The 20,041-nt window shown below is 64.5% G+C and carries 19 protein-coding genes; 11 read left to right on the forward strand and 8 right to left on the reverse strand.

The window, feature by feature from the left end; all coding sequences use genetic code 11:
- Positions 1 to 6 precede the first annotated feature (6 nt).
- Positions 7 to 414, reverse strand: coding sequence for a hypothetical protein (locus A6F65_RS07680; protein WP_067787439.1), 408 nt, complete (start codon positions 412 to 414; stop codon positions 7 to 9).
- A gap of 122 nt (positions 415 to 536) precedes the next feature.
- Between A6F65_RS07680 and A6F65_RS07685 the strand changes: the two genes are divergently transcribed.
- From A6F65_RS07685 to A6F65_RS07710, 6 genes are all read left to right on the forward strand, one after another.
- Entirely contained in the window at positions 537 to 818 is a 282-nt protein-coding gene (locus tag A6F65_RS07685) for a hypothetical protein (protein WP_067787440.1), read from the forward strand.
- Positions 819 to 960: 142 nt separating this feature from the next.
- Positions 961 to 2,346: a TIGR03013 family XrtA/PEP-CTERM system glycosyltransferase gene (locus A6F65_RS07690; RefSeq protein WP_067787442.1), complete on the forward strand. Its 1,386-nt coding sequence runs from the start codon at positions 961 to 963 to the stop codon at positions 2,344 to 2,346.
- Complete coding sequence (gene prsK, locus A6F65_RS07695; RefSeq protein ID WP_067787444.1) at positions 2,343 to 4,457, forward strand: XrtA/PEP-CTERM system histidine kinase PrsK; 2,115 nt, start codon at positions 2,343 to 2,345, stop codon at positions 4,455 to 4,457. The genes A6F65_RS07690 and prsK overlap by 4 nt, the downstream gene beginning before the upstream one ends.
- Positions 4,457 to 5,821 carry a PEP-CTERM-box response regulator transcription factor gene (prsR, locus tag A6F65_RS07700; protein WP_067787446.1) on the forward strand — a complete coding sequence of 455 codons (1,365 nt, stop codon included), beginning with the start codon at positions 4,457 to 4,459 and terminating at the stop codon, positions 5,819 to 5,821. Before prsK ends, prsR begins: the two co-directional genes overlap by 1 nt.
- On the forward strand, positions 5,805 to 7,592 hold the full coding sequence (locus A6F65_RS07705) for a tetratricopeptide repeat protein (protein ID WP_067787447.1): 1,788 nt from the start codon (positions 5,805 to 5,807) through the stop codon (positions 7,590 to 7,592). Before prsR ends, A6F65_RS07705 begins: the two co-directional genes overlap by 17 nt.
- Before the next feature lie 42 nt (positions 7,593 to 7,634).
- Positions 7,635 to 8,600: a bile acid:sodium symporter family protein gene (locus tag A6F65_RS07710; RefSeq protein WP_237164911.1), complete on the forward strand. Its 966-nt coding sequence runs from the start codon at positions 7,635 to 7,637 to the stop codon at positions 8,598 to 8,600.
- Here the strand turns inward: A6F65_RS07710 and A6F65_RS07715 are convergent.
- Together A6F65_RS07715 and panB are read right to left on the reverse strand one after the other, a co-directional pair.
- Complete coding sequence (locus A6F65_RS07715) at positions 8,587 to 9,660, reverse strand: DUF475 domain-containing protein (protein WP_205631867.1); 1,074 nt, start codon at positions 9,658 to 9,660, stop codon at positions 8,587 to 8,589. The genes A6F65_RS07710 and A6F65_RS07715 overlap by 14 nt on opposite strands.
- Before the next feature lie 45 nt (positions 9,661 to 9,705).
- Positions 9,706 to 10,581: a 3-methyl-2-oxobutanoate hydroxymethyltransferase gene (panB, locus tag A6F65_RS07720; protein WP_067787450.1), complete on the reverse strand. Its 876-nt coding sequence runs from the start codon at positions 10,579 to 10,581 to the stop codon at positions 9,706 to 9,708.
- Between the two features lie 107 nt (positions 10,582 to 10,688).
- Here panB and A6F65_RS07725 point away from each other — a divergent pair, with 107 nt between their 5' ends.
- On the forward strand, positions 10,689 to 12,116 hold the full coding sequence (locus tag A6F65_RS07725) for a sodium-dependent transporter (RefSeq protein WP_067787452.1): 1,428 nt from the start codon (positions 10,689 to 10,691) through the stop codon (positions 12,114 to 12,116).
- Between the two features lie 78 nt (positions 12,117 to 12,194).
- Here A6F65_RS07725 and A6F65_RS07730 read toward each other — a convergent pair whose 3' ends face one another.
- Both A6F65_RS07730 and A6F65_RS07735 read right to left on the reverse strand, forming a co-directional pair.
- Complete coding sequence (locus A6F65_RS07730; RefSeq protein WP_067787455.1) at positions 12,195 to 12,668, reverse strand: pyridoxamine 5'-phosphate oxidase family protein; 474 nt, start codon at positions 12,666 to 12,668, stop codon at positions 12,195 to 12,197.
- A 134-nt stretch (positions 12,669 to 12,802) separates the two neighbouring features.
- Positions 12,803 to 13,528, reverse strand: coding sequence for a carbonic anhydrase (locus A6F65_RS07735; protein ID WP_067787458.1), 726 nt, complete (start codon positions 13,526 to 13,528; stop codon positions 12,803 to 12,805).
- 201 nt (positions 13,529 to 13,729) lie between these two features.
- On the opposite strand from A6F65_RS07735, the gene A6F65_RS07740 reads away from it, so the two are divergent.
- The 4 genes from A6F65_RS07740 to A6F65_RS07755 are packed head-to-tail and all read left to right on the forward strand — an operon-like array spanning position 13,730 to position 17,843.
- Positions 13,730 to 14,974 (forward strand): putative DNA modification/repair radical SAM protein, encoded by a 1,245-nt coding sequence (locus tag A6F65_RS07740; protein ID WP_067787460.1) that lies wholly within the window; start codon positions 13,730 to 13,732, stop codon positions 14,972 to 14,974.
- A gap of 2 nt (positions 14,975 to 14,976) precedes the next feature.
- Positions 14,977 to 16,422 (forward strand): UdgX family uracil-DNA binding protein, encoded by a 1,446-nt coding sequence (locus tag A6F65_RS07745; protein WP_067787463.1) that lies wholly within the window; start codon positions 14,977 to 14,979, stop codon positions 16,420 to 16,422.
- Positions 16,423 to 16,470: 48 nt separating this feature from the next.
- Entirely contained in the window at positions 16,471 to 17,112 is a 642-nt protein-coding gene (locus A6F65_RS07750) for a LysE family translocator (RefSeq protein ID WP_067787466.1), read from the forward strand.
- Complete coding sequence (locus A6F65_RS07755; RefSeq protein ID WP_067787468.1) at positions 17,103 to 17,843, forward strand: extensin-like domain-containing protein; 741 nt, start codon at positions 17,103 to 17,105, stop codon at positions 17,841 to 17,843. The genes A6F65_RS07750 and A6F65_RS07755 overlap by 10 nt, the downstream gene beginning before the upstream one ends.
- Positions 17,844 to 17,852: 9 nt before the next feature.
- Here the strand turns inward: A6F65_RS07755 and phoB are convergent, their stop codons facing one another.
- From phoB to pstB, 3 genes are all read right to left on the reverse strand, one after another.
- Positions 17,853 to 18,542, reverse strand: coding sequence for a phosphate regulon transcriptional regulator PhoB (phoB, locus tag A6F65_RS07760; RefSeq protein WP_067787470.1), 690 nt, complete (start codon positions 18,540 to 18,542; stop codon positions 17,853 to 17,855).
- A gap of 82 nt (positions 18,543 to 18,624) precedes the next feature.
- On the reverse strand, positions 18,625 to 19,287 hold the full coding sequence (gene phoU, locus A6F65_RS07765; protein ID WP_067787472.1) for a phosphate signaling complex protein PhoU: 663 nt from the start codon (positions 19,285 to 19,287) through the stop codon (positions 18,625 to 18,627).
- Positions 19,287 to 20,033 (reverse strand): phosphate ABC transporter ATP-binding protein PstB, encoded by a 747-nt coding sequence (pstB, locus tag A6F65_RS07770; RefSeq protein ID WP_083989638.1) that lies wholly within the window; start codon positions 20,031 to 20,033, stop codon positions 19,287 to 19,289. Before pstB ends, phoU begins: the two co-directional genes overlap by 1 nt.
- Between the last annotated feature and the right edge of the window lie 8 nt (positions 20,034 to 20,041).

Genomic DNA, 20,041 nt, shown 5'->3' on the forward strand with positions numbered 1-20,041 from the left:
CGCCAATCAGCTCCCGCTTCGCCTCTTGCTGTCGCGCTCCAGCCGCTCGCTGATGGCGTTCTGCTCCGCACGGGTCTTGCCTTGCAATTCCGGAACGATCGCCATTCCGCCAGCCTGGTCGCCGCGGAACAAGTGCCGCCCCGAAGCGGCAGAGACGGCCGTAGGCTGCGTGGAGGCCGGCCCCTCGGTGCCCCAGCCGCCAGACGCAACCGGCTCGGCCGGGGGGACCGGCTCGCTCCTGGCCTGCTCTTGCTGGAGCTCGGCCGGCTCGGCCTTGGCAAGCTGCACGCCTTCCTCGGCTTCGCTGTTCGCACCATCGGCAAACATGACGAGGACGAATGTCGCGACAAGCGTGACGACGGCAAAATGCCGGTACATCTTGAAATTGATTGCCTGTGTGCGCGCCTTGGCCATGCCCGGCCCATAGCGGACAATTCTTGGCGTCCGCCTGCGCAATAGGGTTAATTCCCGCTAACCAGCGTTTCGGGAACATCGCCGTTGTTGGACGATTTCGTCAATATCCTGAGGAGGGACCTATGACCGAAGAACGCATTACCGAGACCCGCAGCGAAGACGGCACCACGCACACCACGCGCACGGTCGTCCATGACGAAGGCAAATCGGGCGGAGGCGGCAAGATGGTGCTGCTGTTCGTCCTGGTAATTGCCGCCATCGCGGCCGTATTCATTTTCAGCCAGATGAGCGGCGCCGAAGTCGCCAAGGACAACGCTGTGGCCGAAGCGGCGAGCGACGTGGGCGAGGCGGCAGGCCAGGTTGGCGATGCCGCGCAGGACGCTGCGGATGCCGTGACCGAGTAACACTCGCTTTACCAAGATTTCGAGAGCCGGGGAGCGCGGGAAACTGCGCTTTCCGGCTTTTCGTTGTAAAGTTTACCGACATTTCACCTCTGCCGGTTAGGTCCGCCCTGAACTTGGGGCATTTGCAGGACCGGCCGGAGCGATGATCAGGCTTTTCAAACATTACATCCCGCACGCCGTGCTGCTGCTGGGGCTGGTGGATTTCCTCCTGCTCCTGCTGGCGAACGACCTTGCGTGGACGATCCGCGCTTCGCAGATCGACATGGAGCCGGGGAAGCTGACGGATCGCGGCCTGTCGCTGGTTGGCTTTGCCGTGGTCGTCCACCTCGCGCTGATCGCGGTGGGGGTCTACGGCGCAGAAGCCCTGCGCTCCATCCGCTATACCGCCGCGCGGCTGCTCGTTGGTGTCAGCCTGGCGGTCCTTGCGCTTGCCTTCATCGATTTCCTGCTGCCGGGCAGCACGTTCTGGCGCTCCACGCTGTTCTACGCGATGGGCCTCGCGATTGCGCTGCTGCTGGCGAACCGCCTGCTGGTGGGCAGCCTGCTGGGCACGTCCGCCTTCCGTCGCCGCGTGCTGGTCCTGGGGGCAGGGCCGCGCGCAGAGCGGCTCCGCAAGCTGGCGAAGAAGCCGGAAAGCGGCTTCGCGCTGGTCGGTTTCGTGAAGATGAGCGAGGCCGGCGATGCCGTGCCGGACGCCATCGCCCGCGACGCCATCGAAGACCTCTCTGCGCACGTGCAGAACCTGGGCGCAACCGAAGTCGTGCTGGCGCTGGAAGAGCGCCGCAATGCCTTGCCGCTGAAGGACCTGCTGCGGGTGAAGACCGCAGGCGTCCATGTGAACGACTTCTCCAGCTTCCTTGAGCGTGAGACCGGGCGCGTGGACCTCGACACGCTTAACCCCAGCTGGCTGATCTTTTCGGATGGGTTTTCCTCCGCGCGCATGATCTCCAGCGCGGCAAAGCGCCTGTTCGACATTGTCGCCAGCGGCCTGCTGCTCGCCATCACCTTCCCGCTGATCGCGCTGTTTGCCATATTGGTGAAGCTGGACAGCAAGGGGCCGGCCTTCTTCCGCCAGAAGCGCGTAGGGCTCTACGGAGAGCCGTTCGAGGTCATCAAGCTTCGCTCCATGCGCACCGATGCGGAGAAGGACGGAGCCAAATGGGCCGAGAAGGACGATCCGCGCATCACACGGCTCGGCCAGTTCATCCGCAAGGTGCGGATCGACGAGCTGCCGCAGACCTGGAGCGTGCTCAAGGGCAGCATGAGCTTCGTCGGCCCGCGTCCCGAGGTTCCGCAATTCGTGACCGACCTGGAAGACAAGCTGCCCTATTATGCAGAGCGGCACATGGTGAAGCCCGGCATCACCGGGTGGGCGCAGATCAATTATCCCTATGGCGCCAGCATCGAGGATGCACGGCACAAGCTGGAATACGATCTGTATTACGCCAAGAATTACACGCCCTTCCTTGACCTGCTGATCCTGCTGCAGACGGCCCGCGTCATCCTGTGGCCGGAAGGTGCGCGGTGACCAGTACGATCATCTCCGGGCCTGCGGCATCCGGCCTGCTGCTGTCCGCCATCGCCACGCTGATGCTGGCGGCGGCCCTGTTCGCACGCCGTGAAGATGCAGGGACCGCGCGCGTGGCAATCGCCGTGGCGCTTTCGAGCACGGCGGTCTGGGCGCTGGCGACGGCTTCTGTCGGGCGCGGCGTCATCTCCGAGCTGTTGTTCAGCGCGGCCCATCTCGCGTGGTTGTGGGCCACCTACCGGCTGTTTGCGCGCGATGGCCGCCACCAGAGCCTGGGTCCGATACGCCCGGTCGTTGCCGCAGTCGCGCTGGTAGGCCTGCTGCAGTTCGCGCTGGTCGTGGTGCAGTATGGCCAGGTCGACCCCGAGGCTGCGTGGCTGGTGGCCAGCATCCTTGCCGTTTTCCGCATCCTCTTCAGCGTGGGCGCGTTGGTGCTGGTGCACAATCTGTATGTCGGCGCCTCGCAGCAGGCGCGGCGCGAGCTGGTATGGCCGGCCTCCGCGCTGGCAGCCATGTGGCTGTTCGACCTGAACCTGTTCACGGTAGCCTATCTCTCCTCCAGCGAACCAGAGACGCTGCTGGCTTTCCGCGGTGCCGTGCCGCTGGCGATGGTCGCAATGCTGGTGATCGGCCTGGGCCGCCCGCGCAGCGAGCAGGGCTTCCGCCCATCGCGCGCCTTTGCCTTCCAGTCGCTTTCACTGCTGGTGATCGGCCTGTATTTCCTCTTCATGCTGCTGGCCTATCGCAGCCTGTCCTATCTCGATGGGGATGTGGGCCGCCTTGCCCAGTTTGCCTTCCTGGCGGCTGCCAGTGCCCTTGCGCTGGTGTTGCTTCCCTCGCGCAGGATCCGGGCATGGATGCGCGTCACACTGGCGAAGAACCTTTTCAAGCACCGCTACGATTACCGCGAGGAGTGGCTGCGCTTTACCCGCACGATCGGGCGCGCGGGGCCGGGCGCAGCACCTTTGCAGGAGCGCGTCGTGCAGGCCGTGGCTGATATTGCGGACAGTCCCGCAGGGTTGCTGCTCGCCCCTTCCGAGGATGGCGGGCTGGAGCTTGCCGCACAGTGGCAGTGGGGCGGGCTTCAGGTTCCCGCGCAGGCCATGGGCGCGGAAGGCGCGGCATTCTACACCGAGACGCAGTTCATCCTGGACCTGTTCGCATGGCGCGATGGCAATACCGATGGGATGCCCGCAGCGGCTGTCCCGAAGTGGCTGGAGGATGAGCCGAAGGCATGGATCGTCGTGCCCCTGCTGCACCACGGACGTCTTCACGGACTCGTGGTGCTCGCGCGGCCGCACCATTCGCGCAGCCTGGACTGGGAAGATTTCGACCTGCTCCGCGTGATCGGGCCGCAGCTTGCCAGTTACCTGGCGGAGGATGCCAGCCAGGACGCGCTGGGAGAGGCGCAGCGCTTCGACGAGTTCAATCGCCGCATCGCCTTCGTCATGCACGACATCAAGAACTTGGCGAGCCAGCTTTCGCTGCTGGCGAGCAATGCCGAAAAGCATGCCGACAACCCGGCCTTCCGGGCTGACATGCTGGTTACGCTGCGCAATTCCTCCTCCAAGCTGGAGACGCTGCTTTCCCGCCTTGGGCGATATGGCAAGCCGGCAAAAGATGAACCGCCGGTTCCGACGGACATCGCCGCGCTCGCCCGGCAGCTGGCCGCGCGCCATCCGCAGTCCGCCCGGATCGAAGCCATTGCGCCCACACCGGTGCTTGCGATGGCGCGTGCCGAGGGACTGGAGCAGGCCCTGCTGCATCTGGTCCATAATGCGCTGGAGGCGAGCGAAGAAGCCGGCACGCCGGTCTTCCTGGAAGTGCGTACCGATGGCTTGCACGCCAGTGTGGACGTGGTCGATTCCGGCTGCGGGATGAGCCCCGATTTCCTGCGCCATCATCTTTTCAGGCCCTTTCATTCCACAAAGGATGGAGGCTTCGGCATCGGGGCGATGGAAGCGCGCGAGATCGTGCGGGCCATGGGCGGCAATCTGCATGTCGAGAGCCGCGAGGGGCTGGGTACGAAATTCGTCATTCGCTTCCCGCTGGCGGCTGCCACGCACCCATCCGACAAATCCCATTCCGACAATCAGAAGCGAGTAGCCTGATGGCCGATAGCAAACCCAAACTGCTCGTCGTCGAGGATGACGAAGGCCTGCAGGCGCAGCTCAAATGGGCTTATGAGGACTTCGACGTCACCATCGCTGGAGACCGGGCTTCCGCCATCGCGGCGCTGCGCAGCGAGGAGCCCGCCGTCGTCACGCTGGACCTGGGCCTTCCGCCCGATCCCGACGGGACGAGCGAAGGCTTTGCCGTGTTGGACGAGATCATGGCCTTGAAGCCGGACACAAAGGTCATCGTCGCTTCCGGCCACGGCGCTCGCGACAGTGCGCTGAAAGCCATCGAGCGCGGCGCATACGACTTCTACCAGAAGCCCGTGGATATCGAGCAGCTCGGCCTGATCGTGCGCCGGGCCTTCAACCTGCACCAGATTGAAAGTGAGAACCGCCGTCTTGCCGGAAAGGCGGGCGAGGGGAACACCGTGCTTGGCAGCATGATCACCGGGGCCCCCGAGATGGTGAAGGTGGCCCGCACCATCGAGCGCGTGGCCAATACCACCGCATCGGTGATGCTGCTGGGCGCGAGCGGCACGGGCAAGGAACTTCTCGCCCGCGGCGTGCATGATTCCAGCGATCGCCGCTCGCGCAATTTCGTGGCCATCAACTGCGCGGCCATTCCGGAGAACCTGCTGGAAAGCGAGCTGTTCGGGCACGAAAAGGGCGCGTTCACCGGCGCGGTAAAGACGACAGAGGGCAAGATCGAACAGGCCGACGGCGGCACGCTGTTCCTTGACGAGGTCGGCGATATCCCGCTGCCGCTGCAGGTAAAACTGCTGCGCTTCCTGCAGGAACGCACCATCGAGCGGATCGGCGGGCGCAAGCAGATTGCCGTCGACACGCGGATCGTGTGCGCCACGCACCAGGACCTGGAAGCCATGATCGGCGAGGGGACTTTCCGCGAAGACCTGTTCTACCGCCTTGCAGAAATCGTGGTGACGATCCCGACGCTGGCGGAGCGCCCGGGCGATGCAACGCTGCTGGCGAAGGCCTTTCTGAAGCGCTTTGCCGACGAGATGAACCCCGGCGTCCAGGGCTTCGCCGCCGATGCGCTAAGCGCGATCGATGGCTGGGCCTGGCCGGGCAATGTGCGCGAGCTGGAAAACCGCGTGAAGCGTGCGGTCATCATGGCTGATGGCAAGCTCGTGAGCGCCGAAGACCTCGACCTTACGCCGGAAGATGACGCCGAGGCGGACACGCTCAATATCAAGAGCGCGCGCGAACAGGCCGACCGGCGGGTGATCCGCCATGCGCTGGCCCGGTCGGAAGGCAATATCTCGAACACGGCGCGCCTGCTAGGGATCAGCCGGCCGACCCTGTACGACCTCCTGAAGCAGTATGACCTCCAGGCGTAAGCCACTTCTTGCGGCGCTGGCCGCCGCGCTGCTTGCCCTGCCTCTGTCTGCGCAGGAGCAGCGCGACTGGTTGGCGGAAGCGGCCGTGGCCATCGCTTCCGGTGACGGGATCGCAGCCGAAGTTCTGGCGCGCCGCGCGCTAGAGGCCGGCGTTCCGCGCAGCCGCGTCGCCCCGTATTTGGGCCGCGCAGAATTGCTGCAGGGCGAGCTTGGCGAGGCACGGCGCTGGCTTGAAGGTGAGAACTTCGCACCCGAGGCATGGCGGGAGGGGTATCACGCGCTGGCGCTGCTGCGCATGGCGGAAGGTGATGGCCCGGCCGCAGCGCGTGCCTTCGACCGTGCGCTGGAGCGCGGGCCGGGGACGGCGGAGCTATGGGTCGATTTCGGCCGCCTGCGCTATCGCGGCGGCGAGCAGCACCTTGCGCGCGAGGCGGTGATGCGGGCGCTGGAGCTAGGGCCGGACGATCCGCGCGCACTGGTTTTCCGTGCGCAGCTGGCGCGCGATTCCGAAGGGCTGGTGGCCGCCACCGCATGGTTCGAGCGGGCGCTCAAAACCGCACCGGACGATGTCGACCTGATGGGGGAATACGCCGCAACGCTGGGCGAGGCGGGCCGCTATACCGACATGCTGCGCGTGGTGCGCCAGATGCACGAGATCGAGCCAGCGCACCCCCGCATCTATTACCTTCAGGCCGTGCTCGCCGCGCGGACGGGGCAGGACAATCTTGCGCGGCGCCTGCTCTACCGCACGGGCGAGGTCTATGCCGAAAGCCCTGCCTATCTGATGCTGACCGGCATTATCGAACTGCGCGGAGGCAATGCCCGCCTGGCGGTGGAGCAGTTCGACCAGCTCGTTCGCAGGCAGCCGCAGAACGCCGCAGCGCGGCTTCTGTTCGGCCGGGCGCTGCTGGCCAATGGCGAGGGTAACGAGGCGATTGCCCAATTGCAGCCGCCGGCGGACCGTCCGGATGCCTCGCCTTACCTTCTGACACTGGTTGGCCGGGCCTTCGAGCAGGAAGGCGACCGGGAGCAAGCTGCTAACTATCTCGACCGCGCCTCCAATGCGCGCATTCCGCAGGGTGTTTCTGTCCTGCCGAATGGGGAGGGTGATGAGCTTCTTGTGTTCCGCTTCGGAGACGAGCCGGACCGCGGCGACGTTGCCGTGGCGCGGCTTCGGCAAATGCTGGGGCAGGACAACTCGGCAGGTGCGCGGGCGGTGGCGCGGCAGATCAGCGGGCGCTACTCGCATTCCTCCGACATGGAGATCGTGCTGGGGGATACGCTGCTGCTGACGGGTGACCCCGCCAATGCCCTCGGCAATTATGCGCGCTCGGCAAGTGTGCGGCGGCCGTTCTCGCTGATCCTGCGGATGGCGGCGGCCCAGCGCGCACTTGGCAACGAAGCGGCGGCGAGATTGCTTGTCATGAATTACCTGCGGCAAAACCCGATGTCTGGGGATGCAGCGGCCATGCTTGGTTATCTGCACCTGGCATCGGGCAATGCGGCGATGGCTGCCCGCTACTTCGATTACGCACTGGCGCTGGGCCATGGCCGGCGCGACCCGTACCTGCTGCGCGCTCTAGCAGAGGCGCGGCTGCAATCGGGCAAGGTGGACGGCGCCATGGATTCCGCCATCGATGCGTACCGTGTGCAGCGCTCCAGCGGGCCAGTGGCAGATACGCTCGCCGATATTGCCCGGCGTGCTGGGCGGGGTGAGGACGCCGCAGTCTTCGCCCGAAAAGCGCAGCGCAGCGTTTCGCCGCAGCCCTAGGCGCTGGACACCGCGCTCCCGCACAGGCAGGCGGCGCGAGTGATGGGCATGATGCAGCAGGTCACCCGCCGGATCGATCCCCTGATGCGCATGCTGGTCGCAGCAATCCTGCTCGCGTCCCTCCTGCCCGTCTCGGAAGCCTTGCGCCCCGCCGCGCAGGCGGTGTCCGACGCGGCGATCTTCCTGCTGTTCCTGCTGAATGGGCTGCGCCTGCCGCGCGGCGAAGTGCTGCGGGGGTTGAAGCACAGGCGCTACATCGTGCCCGTCTGCCTGTTCGTATTTGCGGTAATGGGCATGGCGGGCCTCGGCGCGTGGCAGGCCGCGCAAGCCTTCCTGCCCCCGCTCGTCGCGCTCGGCTTCCTGTTTCTGGGCGTGCTGCCATCGACGGTGCAATCGGCCACGGCCTATACCTCGCTATCGGGCGGCAGCGTGGCGATGTCCGTCATCGCGGCGGCGCTGTTGAACCTGCTTGCAGTGTTCGTCACCATCCCGCTCTTCACTCTGCTGGCAGGCGGCCAAGGGGCAGGGCTGGACTTCGCCGTCCTGCAGAAGGTCGCGCTTGTCCTGCTGCTGCCCTTCATCCTGGGCCAGCTGTTGCAGGGCCGCTTCGGGGCATGGGCGCAGGAGCAACGCGTGCTGGTCGCGCGTATGGACCGAAGCGCGATTGCGATTGCCGTATATGTCGCCTTTTCGGGCGCGGTCAGGGAAGGGCTGTGGGAGAGGCTGGACTTGGCCGATTGGGCCGCGATGGGGGGGGTCGTCGCGGTGCTGCTGGCGCTCGGCTTCGGCGGATCATGGGCGCTGGGCGGCGCGCTGCGGCTTGAACGGGCGGAGCGTATCTCCTTCCTGTTTGCCGGGGCACACAAGAGCATGGCGATGGGCGCGCCGCTCGCCGCGATACTGTTCGATCCGGCGCAGGCGGGCATGATCATGCTGCCGCTGCTGGTCTATCACCTCGCGCAGATGCTCGTCTCAGCGCCGCTGGCGAGCCGTTTCAGCCAGGCGTGATCGCCTCCGCGACGGCGGCCGCCTCGCGCTTGTTGTGGCGCACGGACCACCATAGCGACAGGCCGATCAGGATCGCGCCGATCAGCCCGGTGATCGTTTCCGGGATGTGCCAGACCGCGCTTAGCAGCATGATCGCGCCCAGCACGATGATGGCCCAGAAGGCTCCATTTTCCAGGAAGCGATAAGCCGCCAGCGTGCCCTTCTGCACGAGATGGATCGTCATGGAGCGCACGAACATCGCGCCGATGGAGAGACCCAGCGCAATCACCACCATGTTGTTCGATAGCGCAAATGCCCCGATCACGCCGTCGAAGCTGAAGCTGGCATCCAGCACGTTGAGATAGAGGAAACCGCCAAGGCCGCTGCGCACCACGGCTCCCGCCAGCCGCTTTTTCTCCTCATGCAGTTCCAGCATGGTGTTGATTGCCTCCACCGCGATGAAGGTGACCAGGCCGAGTATGCCTGCGACCAGGAAGACCAGCGCCTCTGCATCGGGGAGCATGGAGGCAATTCCCCACAATGCCAGCAACAGGATTGCGATCTCGATGGCGGGGAGGGCGGAGATACTGGAGAGGCGGCGCTCGATCACGCCGATCCAGTGCACGTCCTTTTCCGCATCGAAGAAGAATTTCAAGCCGACCATGGCCAGGAATGCGCCGCCGAAACCGGCGATCCCCACATGTGCGCCGGAGACGATGCGCTCATATTCTTCGGGATCGTTCAACGAGAGGTTGATGGTTTCTAGCGGCCCGAGCCCAGCTGCAATCGCGACGATGGCGAGCGGGAAGACCACGCGCATGCCGAAGACCGCAAAGGCGATGCCCCAGGTCAGGAAACGGCGCTGCCACACCTCGCTCATGTCTTTCAGGACAGAGGCATTGACCACGGCATTGTCGAAGCTGAGCGAGATTTCGAGGACCGACAGGACCACGATAATCCACAGCAGCTGCGCGGTCGCCGTGACGGAGCCCGTGCTGGACCAGCCGTACCAGACGCCAAGGCCCAGGCAGATCAGCGTGAAGATAAAGGAGAATTTATAAAAGCGCAGCAGCGTTGCCATGGAAACGGCCCATTATTCGTGAAATCGGTGAGAGTAAGGTGCGGATCAGTCGCTTTTGGGCTGGTACGTCTGTTCCGGCCCAGGGAAGCTGCGTGTCCGCACCTCGGATGCATATTTCGCCGCCGTCTGCTCTATCGTGCTGGCAATGTCGCCATATTTCTTCACGAAGCGCGGCACCCGCTCGAACATGCCCAGCATGTCCTCCGTGACCAGCACCTGCCCGTCGCACTTCGCGCTGGCGCCGATACCGATGGTGGGCGCGGAGACCGCCTCGGTCGCCTCGATGGCGATGGGCTCCACGACGCCTTCGATTACGATGGCAAAAGCCCCGGCCTCGTCCAGCGCCTTCGCATCACCGACGATCTTTTCCGCCTCACTGTCGCTGCGCCCGCGCGCCATGTAGCCGCCCAGCACGTTGACCGCCTGGGGTGTCAGGCCGACATGGCCCATCACCGGAATGCCGCGGTTGACCAGGAATTCAATGGTTTCGGCCATCGCCTTGCCGCCTTCCAGCTTCACTGCCGCCGCGCCGCTCTGCTTCAGCAACGTGGCAGCGTTCTCGAATGCCTGCTGCGGCGATTGCTCGTAGCTGCCAAAGGGCATGTCGCAGACGACCACGGAATGATAGCTGCCGCGCACGACCGCCGCGGCATGGTTTGCCATCATGTCCAGCGTCACGGGGATGGTGGAGGGCAGGCCGTAGATGACCTGCCCCAGCGAATCCCCCACCAGCAGCATGTCGCAATGCGCGTCCAGCAATTGCGCCTGGCGTGCGGTGTAGGCCGTCAGCATCACCAGCGGCTCTTCCACCCTGCCGTCGACCTTTCGTGCGCGCAGCTTCGGCACGGTCAGCCGCTTCATGGGCTGCGGGGTGGGATTGGCGCGGCTCGTGCTCGTATCGAGCTGGAAGGTCGTGGACATGGCAAACCTGTAGCCCAGTGAGGGACAGGCGCAAACCACCTCTCGACTTGTCCGCCGATAGCTTGCTAGGACGCGCGCCAAGAACACGGGGTCGGGAGAGAGACTACATGGCAATTTCCACCAGTGCGACCGGCGATGGCTGGTCCTCGCGGTCGGCATTCATCCTTGCCGCCATCGGCGCGGCAGTCGGGCTTGGAAATCTGTGGCGTTTTCCGACGCTCGCGGGTGAAAGCGGGGGCGGTGCCTTTGTCATCTTCTACATCGGCTGCGTGGTCCTGCTGGGCTTGCCACTGCTGCTGGCGGAGATCTTCATTGGCCGGGCAGGGCAGACCGATGCCGTCGGTTCCATCCGCAAGGTGGCAACGCAATCGCGCGTCAGCCCGGCGTGGTCGCTGGTTGGCGGCCTTGGCGCGCTGGCGGCTTTCCTGATCGTTTCCTTCTATTCGGTCGTTGCTGGCTGGGTGCTGTATTACGTCGGCGTCTTTGCGAGCGATTTTTTCGGCGCATTGTTCGCAGGCGAGCCCTTCCGCGGCGCGCTGCAGGGCCAATCGCAGGAACAGATTGCGGGCCGCATGGGCGACCTGTTCGCGAACCCCTGGCTGCTGCTGACCATGCACCTGCTGTTCATGGGCACGACGCTTATCATCGTCGCACGCGGCATTTCGGGCGGGATTGAGAAGGCGGCCACCTGGCTGATGCCGGCCTTCTTCGTGCTGCTGCTTGGTATCACCATCTACGGGGCAATCGTGGGTGATATCGGGGAGGCAGCCGCCTTCCTGTTCACGCCGGACTGGTCGAAGCTGACGCCCGAAGTGATGAACAGCGCGCTTGGCCAGGCCCTGTTCTCGCTGTCGCTGGGTGTTGCGGGCATCATCACTTACGGCTCCTACATTCGGCAGGGCACGCCGCTTGGCTCCACCGCGCTGGCCATCGGTTTTGCCGATACGGCCGTGGCACTGATTGCGGGCCTGATGATCTTCCCGATCGTTTTCGCAGTGGGCCTCGACCCGGCCGCGGGCCCGACGCTCGTGTTCCAGACGCTGCCTTTCGCTTTCGAGAGCATGCCCGCTGGCTCGCTGATCGGCCTCCTGTTCTTCGTCCTGATCCTGGTCGCGGCGATCACCAGCTCGATTTCGCTGCTGGAAGTGCCCACGGCATGGGGCGTGGGCGAAATGGGCTGGAGCCGGACGAAGTCTTCGCTGATCTTCGGCGTGGGCGCGTTCCTGATCGGGATCGCCTGTCTGCTGGGCTACAATGTGTGGTCGGATGTGCGCCCGCTCGGCTTCTGGTCGCTGTTCGCAGAGACCGACATCCTGGACACGGTGGACGGCTTCACCGGCAAGGTGATGCTGCCGCTGGGCGCGCTGTTCGTGTCCATCTTCGTGGGCTGGCGCGCGGATCGCCGCCTGCTGGAAAGCACGACCGGCCTTTCGCCGATCATGTTCACCATCTGGCGCTTTCTGCTGGCGTGGCTGTGCCCGCTGGCGGTGGCCATCATCCTGGTGACTGGCCTGTTCCCGTCCATCCTCGACTAGTCGGGTCGGGAGAACTCACAAAAAAGGGCCGCCCTGGCATCAACCGGGGCGGCCCTTTTCAATTACGGTTGGCGGAATTTACAGCGCGGCTTCCTTGACGTGCTGTTCTTCCTGCTCGGGCTGGACATACTTGCCCAGCGCCATCTTCGCGACATTCAGCAGGCCGATGTCGGCGTCCCAGATCTCGGCAGTGCCAAGGTCCATACGCAGGAACAGGATGTCGGGATCGTCCTTCCCGCCTTCATACCAGGCTTCCACGAAGTTATTCCAGAACTGGTCGAACCGCTCCTGGCTGGTTTCCTTCACGAGATTGCCGTTGAAGCGGGCATACATCTCGTGACCCTTACCCTGGAAGGTGGCCGTTGCCGGGCCGAGCTTGGCAAAGGCGCTCTTGGTGTGCGTGAAGAACCAGATCGCGCTGTCGGCGTCCTTGTCCAGCTGCGCACTCATGGGAACGGCGGTGCCGCTCTCGTCACTGCGCTCCAGGAACAGGAAAGGGCTGTCGGCCAGCGATTTCCAGAATTTCGTCTTTAGTTCGTCGGTATTGCTCATCGGTATCTCCTTTGCCTGACCAACGAAGCAGGCGCGCCAGCGGTTCCATCCTTCGGCACCCGGGGGCCTCTGCCAGACAAAGAAAAAGGCGCGCCGGTGACCGACGCGCCTCCTTCGATTTGGTTGGTCAGTTATCAGTGACCCGGCGCAACCAGCAGGCGGTTGCCGAGCGGCTGCAGCGAGCGGGCCGTCGGGCCGAGCGCTTCAGTCAGCGCCGCGATCTGCTCGGGGCTCGCCGTCATGGTCGCCTTGGCGACGTGCCAGTTCACACCTTCGCTGCAAGGCGGCGTGGTGAGGGAGCCCATGTAGCGATAGACCGTCAGGTCTTCGGGGATCATCTGCGATGCGTCCACCGTGACTGCTGCGCCATTGCCTTCGTCCATCGAACCCATCAGCGCATCGAGACCGGGGTTTGCATCGCCCGGCACGAACATCACGCCCAGCACGCCCAGCTCGCCTTCATCCGTCGCGTGGACGAAGTGGGCGACAAGCGGGTGACGCTCGCCGCTGATGGCGTGCTCTGCCGGCGTGTGGAAGTGCACCTGGATCAGGTTGAACGTCTTGCCGCCCGACATCATCATCATGCCGGCCGGGAAATCGAGCTGCACCTTCTCTTGGGCGACTGCCAGCGTGCTGCCAGTCGTGCCGTAATTGGTCTGCACTTCGATCTGGCCGTGGGCCTTGTGATGGCCGAGATCGATCGGCGACTGCATCAGGCCGGCATCGCACAGGGCGTAGTCGCTGTTGAGGGCGGACCAGCGCTCGGGCATTTCGCCGTCGCCGAAGGTCCAGTCCTTGTCCTTCGCCACGGCAGGTGCGGTCATGAGGGCGACGAGTGCCAGCGGAAGAGTGAATTTCATAATGAGTTCCCGTTGCAGGGCTCGCGCGTGACGGGCCCGGATTGATTTCTTGCATGGGGCAAACGCCATGCAATGCGTCCGACATCACGAGAGAAACTCGCCAGAGGGGCCCGGTCCGCGCGAGATAAACGGACACTTTTGTGTCGGGTTCCCGACCCGGTTGCTCTTGCACTAAAGTGCATTGGAACATATAAGGAACAGATGGGCGCGCTATCGACAATCGAAAAGCTGGGAATCCTCGCCGATGCGGCGAAGTATGACGCGTCCTGCGCGTCTTCCGGGACGGCGAAGAAGAACTCGCTGGGCGGGAAGGGCATCGGTTCGACAGAGGGCATGGGCATCTGCCACGCCTATGCGCCGGACGGGCGCTGCATCAGCCTGCTGAAGATCCTGATGACCAATCACTGCATCTTCGATTGCCATTACTGCGTGAACCGCAAGAGCTCGAATGTGCGCCGCGCGCGCTTTACGGCTCAGGAGATCGCGGACCTTACCCTCAGCTTCTATCGCCGCAATTATATCGAAGGGCTGTTCCTGTCCTCCGGCATCATCAAGAGCTCCAATTTCACGATGGAGCAGATGGTGGAGGCCGCGCGCATCTTGCGCGAGGACCACGATTTTCGCGGGTATATCCACCTCAAGACCATCCCCGAAGCCGATCCGGAACTGGTGCACCAGGCGGGGCTCTATGCGGACCGCGTTTCCATCAATGTGGAGCTGCCGACCGATAGCGGACTTACCCGCCTCGCACCGGACAAGGATGCGCGGCAGATCGAAACCGCGATGGGCAAGACGAAGTCGGACATCGTGGAGATGAAGGACGCGAAGAAGCGCTTCCGCCACGCGCCGCGCTTTGCCCCTGCCGGCCAGTCGACGCAGATGATCGTCGGGGCGGATAGCGCGACCGATGCGGATATCGTGGGCAAGGCCAGCCGCCTGTATGACAATTTCCGCCTGCGCCGCGTCTATTACAGCGCCTTCTCTCCGATCCCGGACGCCAGCGCCGTACTGCCGCTGAAACGCCCGCCGCTGATCCGCGAGCACCGGCTTTACCAGTCGGACTGGCTGATGCGGTTCTACGGATATGCGCCCGGCGAGGTGATGCAGGCGACGGAGGCCGACGGGAACCTTCCGCTGGACATCGACCCCAAGCTGGCGTGGGCGCTGAAATTTCGCGAGCGTTTTCCGCTCGACGTGAACCGCGCAAGCCGCGAGGAATTGCTGCGCGTCCCGGGTCTCGGCGTGACCGCGGTGAACCGCATCATTGCGAGCCGTCGTCACCGGACCCTGCGGCTCGATGATATAGCGAAGCTCACCGTCTCCATCGCCAAGGTGCGACCGTTCCTGATCGCGGCGGACTGGCGGCCGCTCACGCTGACCGATCGCGCGGATTTGCGCAGCCTGCTCGCGCCCAAGGCGGAGCAGCTGGAACTGTTCGCGGCATAGTCATGGCCTCCATCAATCCGGTGCAGGACGGGATCGCGGTCCACCTGCCACGTCCCGACGATTTCGACTTCTGGCGCGCCCGCGCGCGTTCGCTGGTGGCGGCGGGCATTGCTCCGGAAAAGGTCAGCTGGATCGAGCCGGGTGGCAGCGGCGACCTGTTCAGCGGCGCGGCGGGAGAGACGGATGATTGGCCGCTGCCGGATGGGAAAGACGGCATCGTCCGTGTCAGCAAGCGCTTCGTCAGCCTCGCCCGCAATGCAATCCTGCATTCCGAACCCCAGCGGTTCGCCCTGCTGTATCGCCTGCTGTGGCGCATGCAGTCCAACCTGCGCGTGGTGGAAGACAAGGCGGACCGCGACGTGCGCCAGCTGGAGCTGCTCGACAAGGCGGTCCGCCGCGACAGCCACAAGATGCACGCCTTCGTCCGCTTCCGCCGCATCGAGACCGAAGATGGCGGTGAGGAAGGCGATCACTACGTCGCCTGGTTCGAGCCGGAGCATCACATCGTCCGTGCCAATGCCGGTTTCTTCAAGCGCCGCTTCGCCAATATGAAATGGTCCATCCTGACACCGCGCGGCTGCCTGCACTGGGACGGGGAGACGATGCGCGAAGGCCCGCCAGCGGAGCGCAGCGATGCGCCGTCCGGCGATCCGACGGAGGACCTCTGGCGCAAATATTACGCCTCCATCTTCAATCCCGCCCGGCTAAAGATCGGCGCAATGACGAAGGAAATGCCGCGCAAGTACTGGAAAAACATGCCCGAAGCGGCGTTGATACCCGAATTGGTGGCAGGCGCGCAAAGGCGAGAGAGCGAGATGGTGGCAGCAGGCGAATTGGATTTCGAGGAACGGCCCGAAACGCTGGATGCTATCGCCAAGGCTATCGAGGGCTGCCACAAATGCCCCATCGGCCAGCTCGAAAATCATGCCGTCATGGGCGAGGGGCCGCGCGGCGCGGACCTGATGATCGTGGGCGAGCAACCGGGCGACCATGAGGACATCGCGGGCCGCCCCTTCGTTGGCCCGGCCGGGCAATTGCTGGACCGCCATCTGGAGAAGGCGGGCATCGACCGGAAACGCGCTTACGTCACCAATACGGTCAAGCATTTCAAATATTTGCAGCGCGGTAAGCGGCGCATCCACCAGTCCCCCACCGCCAAGGAAATCGACACCTGTCGATGGTGGATCGAGAGCGAGCGCGCGATCGTTCGTCCCAAGCTCGTCCTTGCCCTAGGCGCCAGCGCGGCACGCGGCGTGCTGGGCAAGACTGTCAGTATTTCACGGGCGCGGGGGGAGGGTATCCCGCTGGAGGATGGCAGCGAGTTGTGGATCACGGCGCACCCTTCCTACTTGCTCAGGCTGGACGGGGAGGCGGCGGACAAGCAGGCCGCGCTGTTCGAGGCCGATCTTGCAGCGGTGAAGGAGCGGCTCGAGGAATTGGCGAGTTGATGGGATTTGCAGGCGCATTCGGCAATACTTGCCGCTAACACATCGTCGATGTTCGCGCCCGAGACCCTGCTTGCTTTCTTCCTGGTCACCGCGACGACCAGCATCGTGCCCGGCGTCAGCATGTTGTTCGTCACCGGGCAGGCCGTCAGCCACGGGCCGCGCGCAGGATGGACCGCGCTGGCGGGCATGCAATTGGGCTACTTCGTGTGGTGGCTGGTCGCTGCGCTTGGCCTCGGCGCGCTCGCCCAAACCTATTCCTTCGCTTTCCGGTTGCTGGCCTTCGGCGGCGCTGCCTACCTTGCGTGGATGGGCGTGCAGGCAGTCATGAAGTCGGCGCGCGTCGAGGCTGCGCCGGAAGCACCGGGCGAGCCGGTGGCGCCGCCAGCCCGCAATGGCTTGCGCGACGGGATGGCCATCGCGATCGGCAACCCCAAGTCCCTGATCTACATGGTCGCCATCATCCCGCCATTCATCGATCCGGCCTTGTCCGTCGTGCCGCAGATCGCCTTGCTGGCCCTTGTTGCGCTTGTTGCAGACCTGCTGGTCGGCGCCGCTTATATCCAGGCGGGCAGCTGGCTGGCGCGGGCGATGACCGCTCCGGCGCAGCAGCGTAAGCTGGGTCTTGGTATCGGCTTCACATATATCGTGATCGCGGCGCTGCTGGTCTGGGAGATCATGGCGTGGCAGTGAAGCGTACCGGATTCCGCAAGCAGGTCGGGGCATTTCGCCTTGATCGCCTGCTGATCGCGGTGCTGGTGATCTCTGCCCTCGGCCTTGGCGGCCGCGCGTGGCTGGAGGAGCATCCGCAGCACAATCCCTTGGCGCCGCTCGACCTGTCGGACCCGCCGGGCTGGGCGACAGCGCGCAAGCTCGCTGCACTACGCGATGATGCCGATGCATGCAGGGCCGTCCTTGAACGCAGCGACGTCGGCTTTGAGGCGCTCCCCGCAGCAGGCGACGCCGGTCCGTGCCGCCGCGAAGATCGCACGGTGTTGCTCGACTATCCGCTGAGCCCGGACACCCCGGCTGCAACCTGCGCCGTGGATGCAGGGCTTGAAATCTGGCTGCGGCAAAGCCTGCAACCGGCAGCGCGCGAGCTGTTTCAGGCCGATATCGAAAGGGTGGAGCATCTCGGCGTCTTCGGCTGCCGGCGGCTCTACGGCAATGACAGCGGCCCGTGGAGCGAACATGCGACGGGCAATGCCATCGATATCGCTGGTTTCACGCTGTCAGACGGTACGCGCATCAATGTGCTGCGCGATTGGTCGAACAAGGGCGCGAAGGGCGCGTTCCTGCGCCGCGTGCGCGACGGGGCTTGCGGCGTGTTCTCGACCACATTGTCGCCCGACTACAACGCGGCGCATGCGGACCATTTCCACCTCGACCAGGGCGGCAGGGCGTTTGGGAATGTGTGCCGCTGAGGCGAGGTCTCAAACCGGTTCTATGGAATAACCGGCACTACGGACGGTGCGGATCGGGTCCGGCTCGCCTTCCAATTCCACCGCCTTCCGCAAGCGGCGGATATGCACGTCCACCGTGCGCTCCTCGATATCGCTTTCCGTGCCCCAGACCGCATCGAGCAACTGCGTGCGGCTGAAGACCCGGCGCGGATGTTCCATCAGGTAGCGCAGAAGCCGGTATTCGGTCGGGCCAATCCTGAGCGGTTGTCCCTTGCGGCTGACCTGATGCGCCACCGGGTCCAACGTAAGGTCGCCGACGGTCAGGTTTTCGCCCGCCAGCGCAGGGCGCACGCGCCGGAGAACGGCGGCCACGCGGGCCAGCAATTCGCGCGGTGAAAACGGCTTCGTCAGGTAATCGTCCGCGCCTGTCTCCAGCCCGCGGATCCGGTCGTCCTCCGCCTCGCGTGCGGTAAGCATTATGATCGGGACTCCGGCCGTGTCCTTATCCCGGCGCAGGCGGCGGCATACCTCGATGCCGCTAGTGCCCTCGACCATCCAGTCCAGGATCACCAGGTCAAACTGATGCTCGCTGGCCAGCAGGATCGCCTCGTCGCCGTCCGAGGTGCAGCGCACGTCATAGCCTTCATTGCTGAAACGGTATTCCAGCAGTTCGGCAAGGGCCTGATCGTCTTCTACAAGCAGCAGTTTCGGCGAGGCCATGGCTTAGGGCTTCCCTGAGATGAATTCCCGGTCCGTATATGACGTTTCAGTGTCAGTTACATGACAGGTCGCGCCGTGCCAGTCAGTCGTCCGGATATTCGCCGGTTGCGGCGAAATGCACCATTTCCGCAACATTCGTGCAGTGATCGCCGATCCGTTCAAGGTTGCGGGCGATGAACAGCAATTGTGCTGCACTGCTGATGGTGGCCGGGTTCTCGACCATGTGGCTGACCAGATTGCGGAAGATGGAATCGTAGAACGCATCCACCTTGTCGTCGCGCTCGATCACTTCCAGCGCCAGCGCCGGATCGCGCGCGGCAAAGGCGGTCAGCACATCGTGCACCATCTCGGTCGTTACGTCGCCCATGGCGGGCAAAAGGGTGAGCGGTTCGAAACGGCTGCGGCCCTCGATCCGGCCAACGCGCTTGGCGATATTCTTGGCGTAATCGCCGATCCGCTCGACAACGCCGCCGATCTTCAGCGCCGCGATAATCTCACGCAGGTCGTCCGCCATCGGCGCGCGCAGGGCGATGGTGCGAACGGCCATGGCATCGACTTCGCTTTCCAGCGCGTCGAGCCGCTTGTCGCGCTCCACCACCTTGGCTGCGAGTTCCTCGTCGCCATTGATCAGCGCCTGCAGCGATTCCTGCACGGCAAGCTCCGCCAGGCCGCCCATTTCGGCGATCAGGCCGCGAAGCCGCGTGATGTCTTCGTCGAATGCCTTGACTGTGTGGTCGGACGCCATCAGCCGTACCTCCCGGTGATATAATCCTTAGTACGCGTTTCGCGCGGATTGGTGAAGATGTCGCTCGTTTTGCCATATTCCACCATCTTGCCGAGGTGGAAGAAGGCCGTGCGTTGCGAAACGCGGGCGGCCTGCTGCATGGAGTGCGTGACGATCACTATGGCGTAGCGGCCGCGCAGTTCGGCGATAAGCTCTTCGATCTTTGCGGTCGCGATGGGATCAAGCGCGCTGCATGGCTCGTCCATCAGGATGACTTCGGGATCGACGGCGATGGCGCGCGCGATGCACAGGCGCTGCTGCTGGCCACCGGAAAGTGCCGTGCCGGAATCTTCCAGCCGGTCCTTCACCTCTTCCCACAGGCCCGCGCGGCGCAGGCTGCGTTCGACAACCTCGTCCAGCGCGCCCTTGCCTTCGGCCAGGCCGTGGATCTTGGGACCGTAGGCGATGTTCTCGTAGATCGACTTGGGGAAGGGGTTCGGCTTCTGGAACACCATGCCCACGCGCGCGCGCAGCTGCACCACGTCCATGCCGGAGGCGTAGATGTCCTCGCCTTCCAGTTCGATCGTGCCGGACACTTTCGCGCTCGGGATCGTGTCGTTCATGCGGTTCAGCGCCCGCAGGAATGTGGACTTGCCGCAGCCGGACGGGCCGATGAAGGCCGTCACATGCTCCTCGTGCACGTCGATGGAGACATCGTCGATCGCCTGCTTCGTGCCGTAATACACGTCCACATTGCGGGCGCGCATCTTGGGGA

The sequence above is a fragment of the Paraurantiacibacter namhicola genome, from assembly GCF_001687545.1.
GTDB classification, from domain to species: domain Bacteria; phylum Pseudomonadota; class Alphaproteobacteria; order Sphingomonadales; family Sphingomonadaceae; genus Paraurantiacibacter; species Paraurantiacibacter namhicola.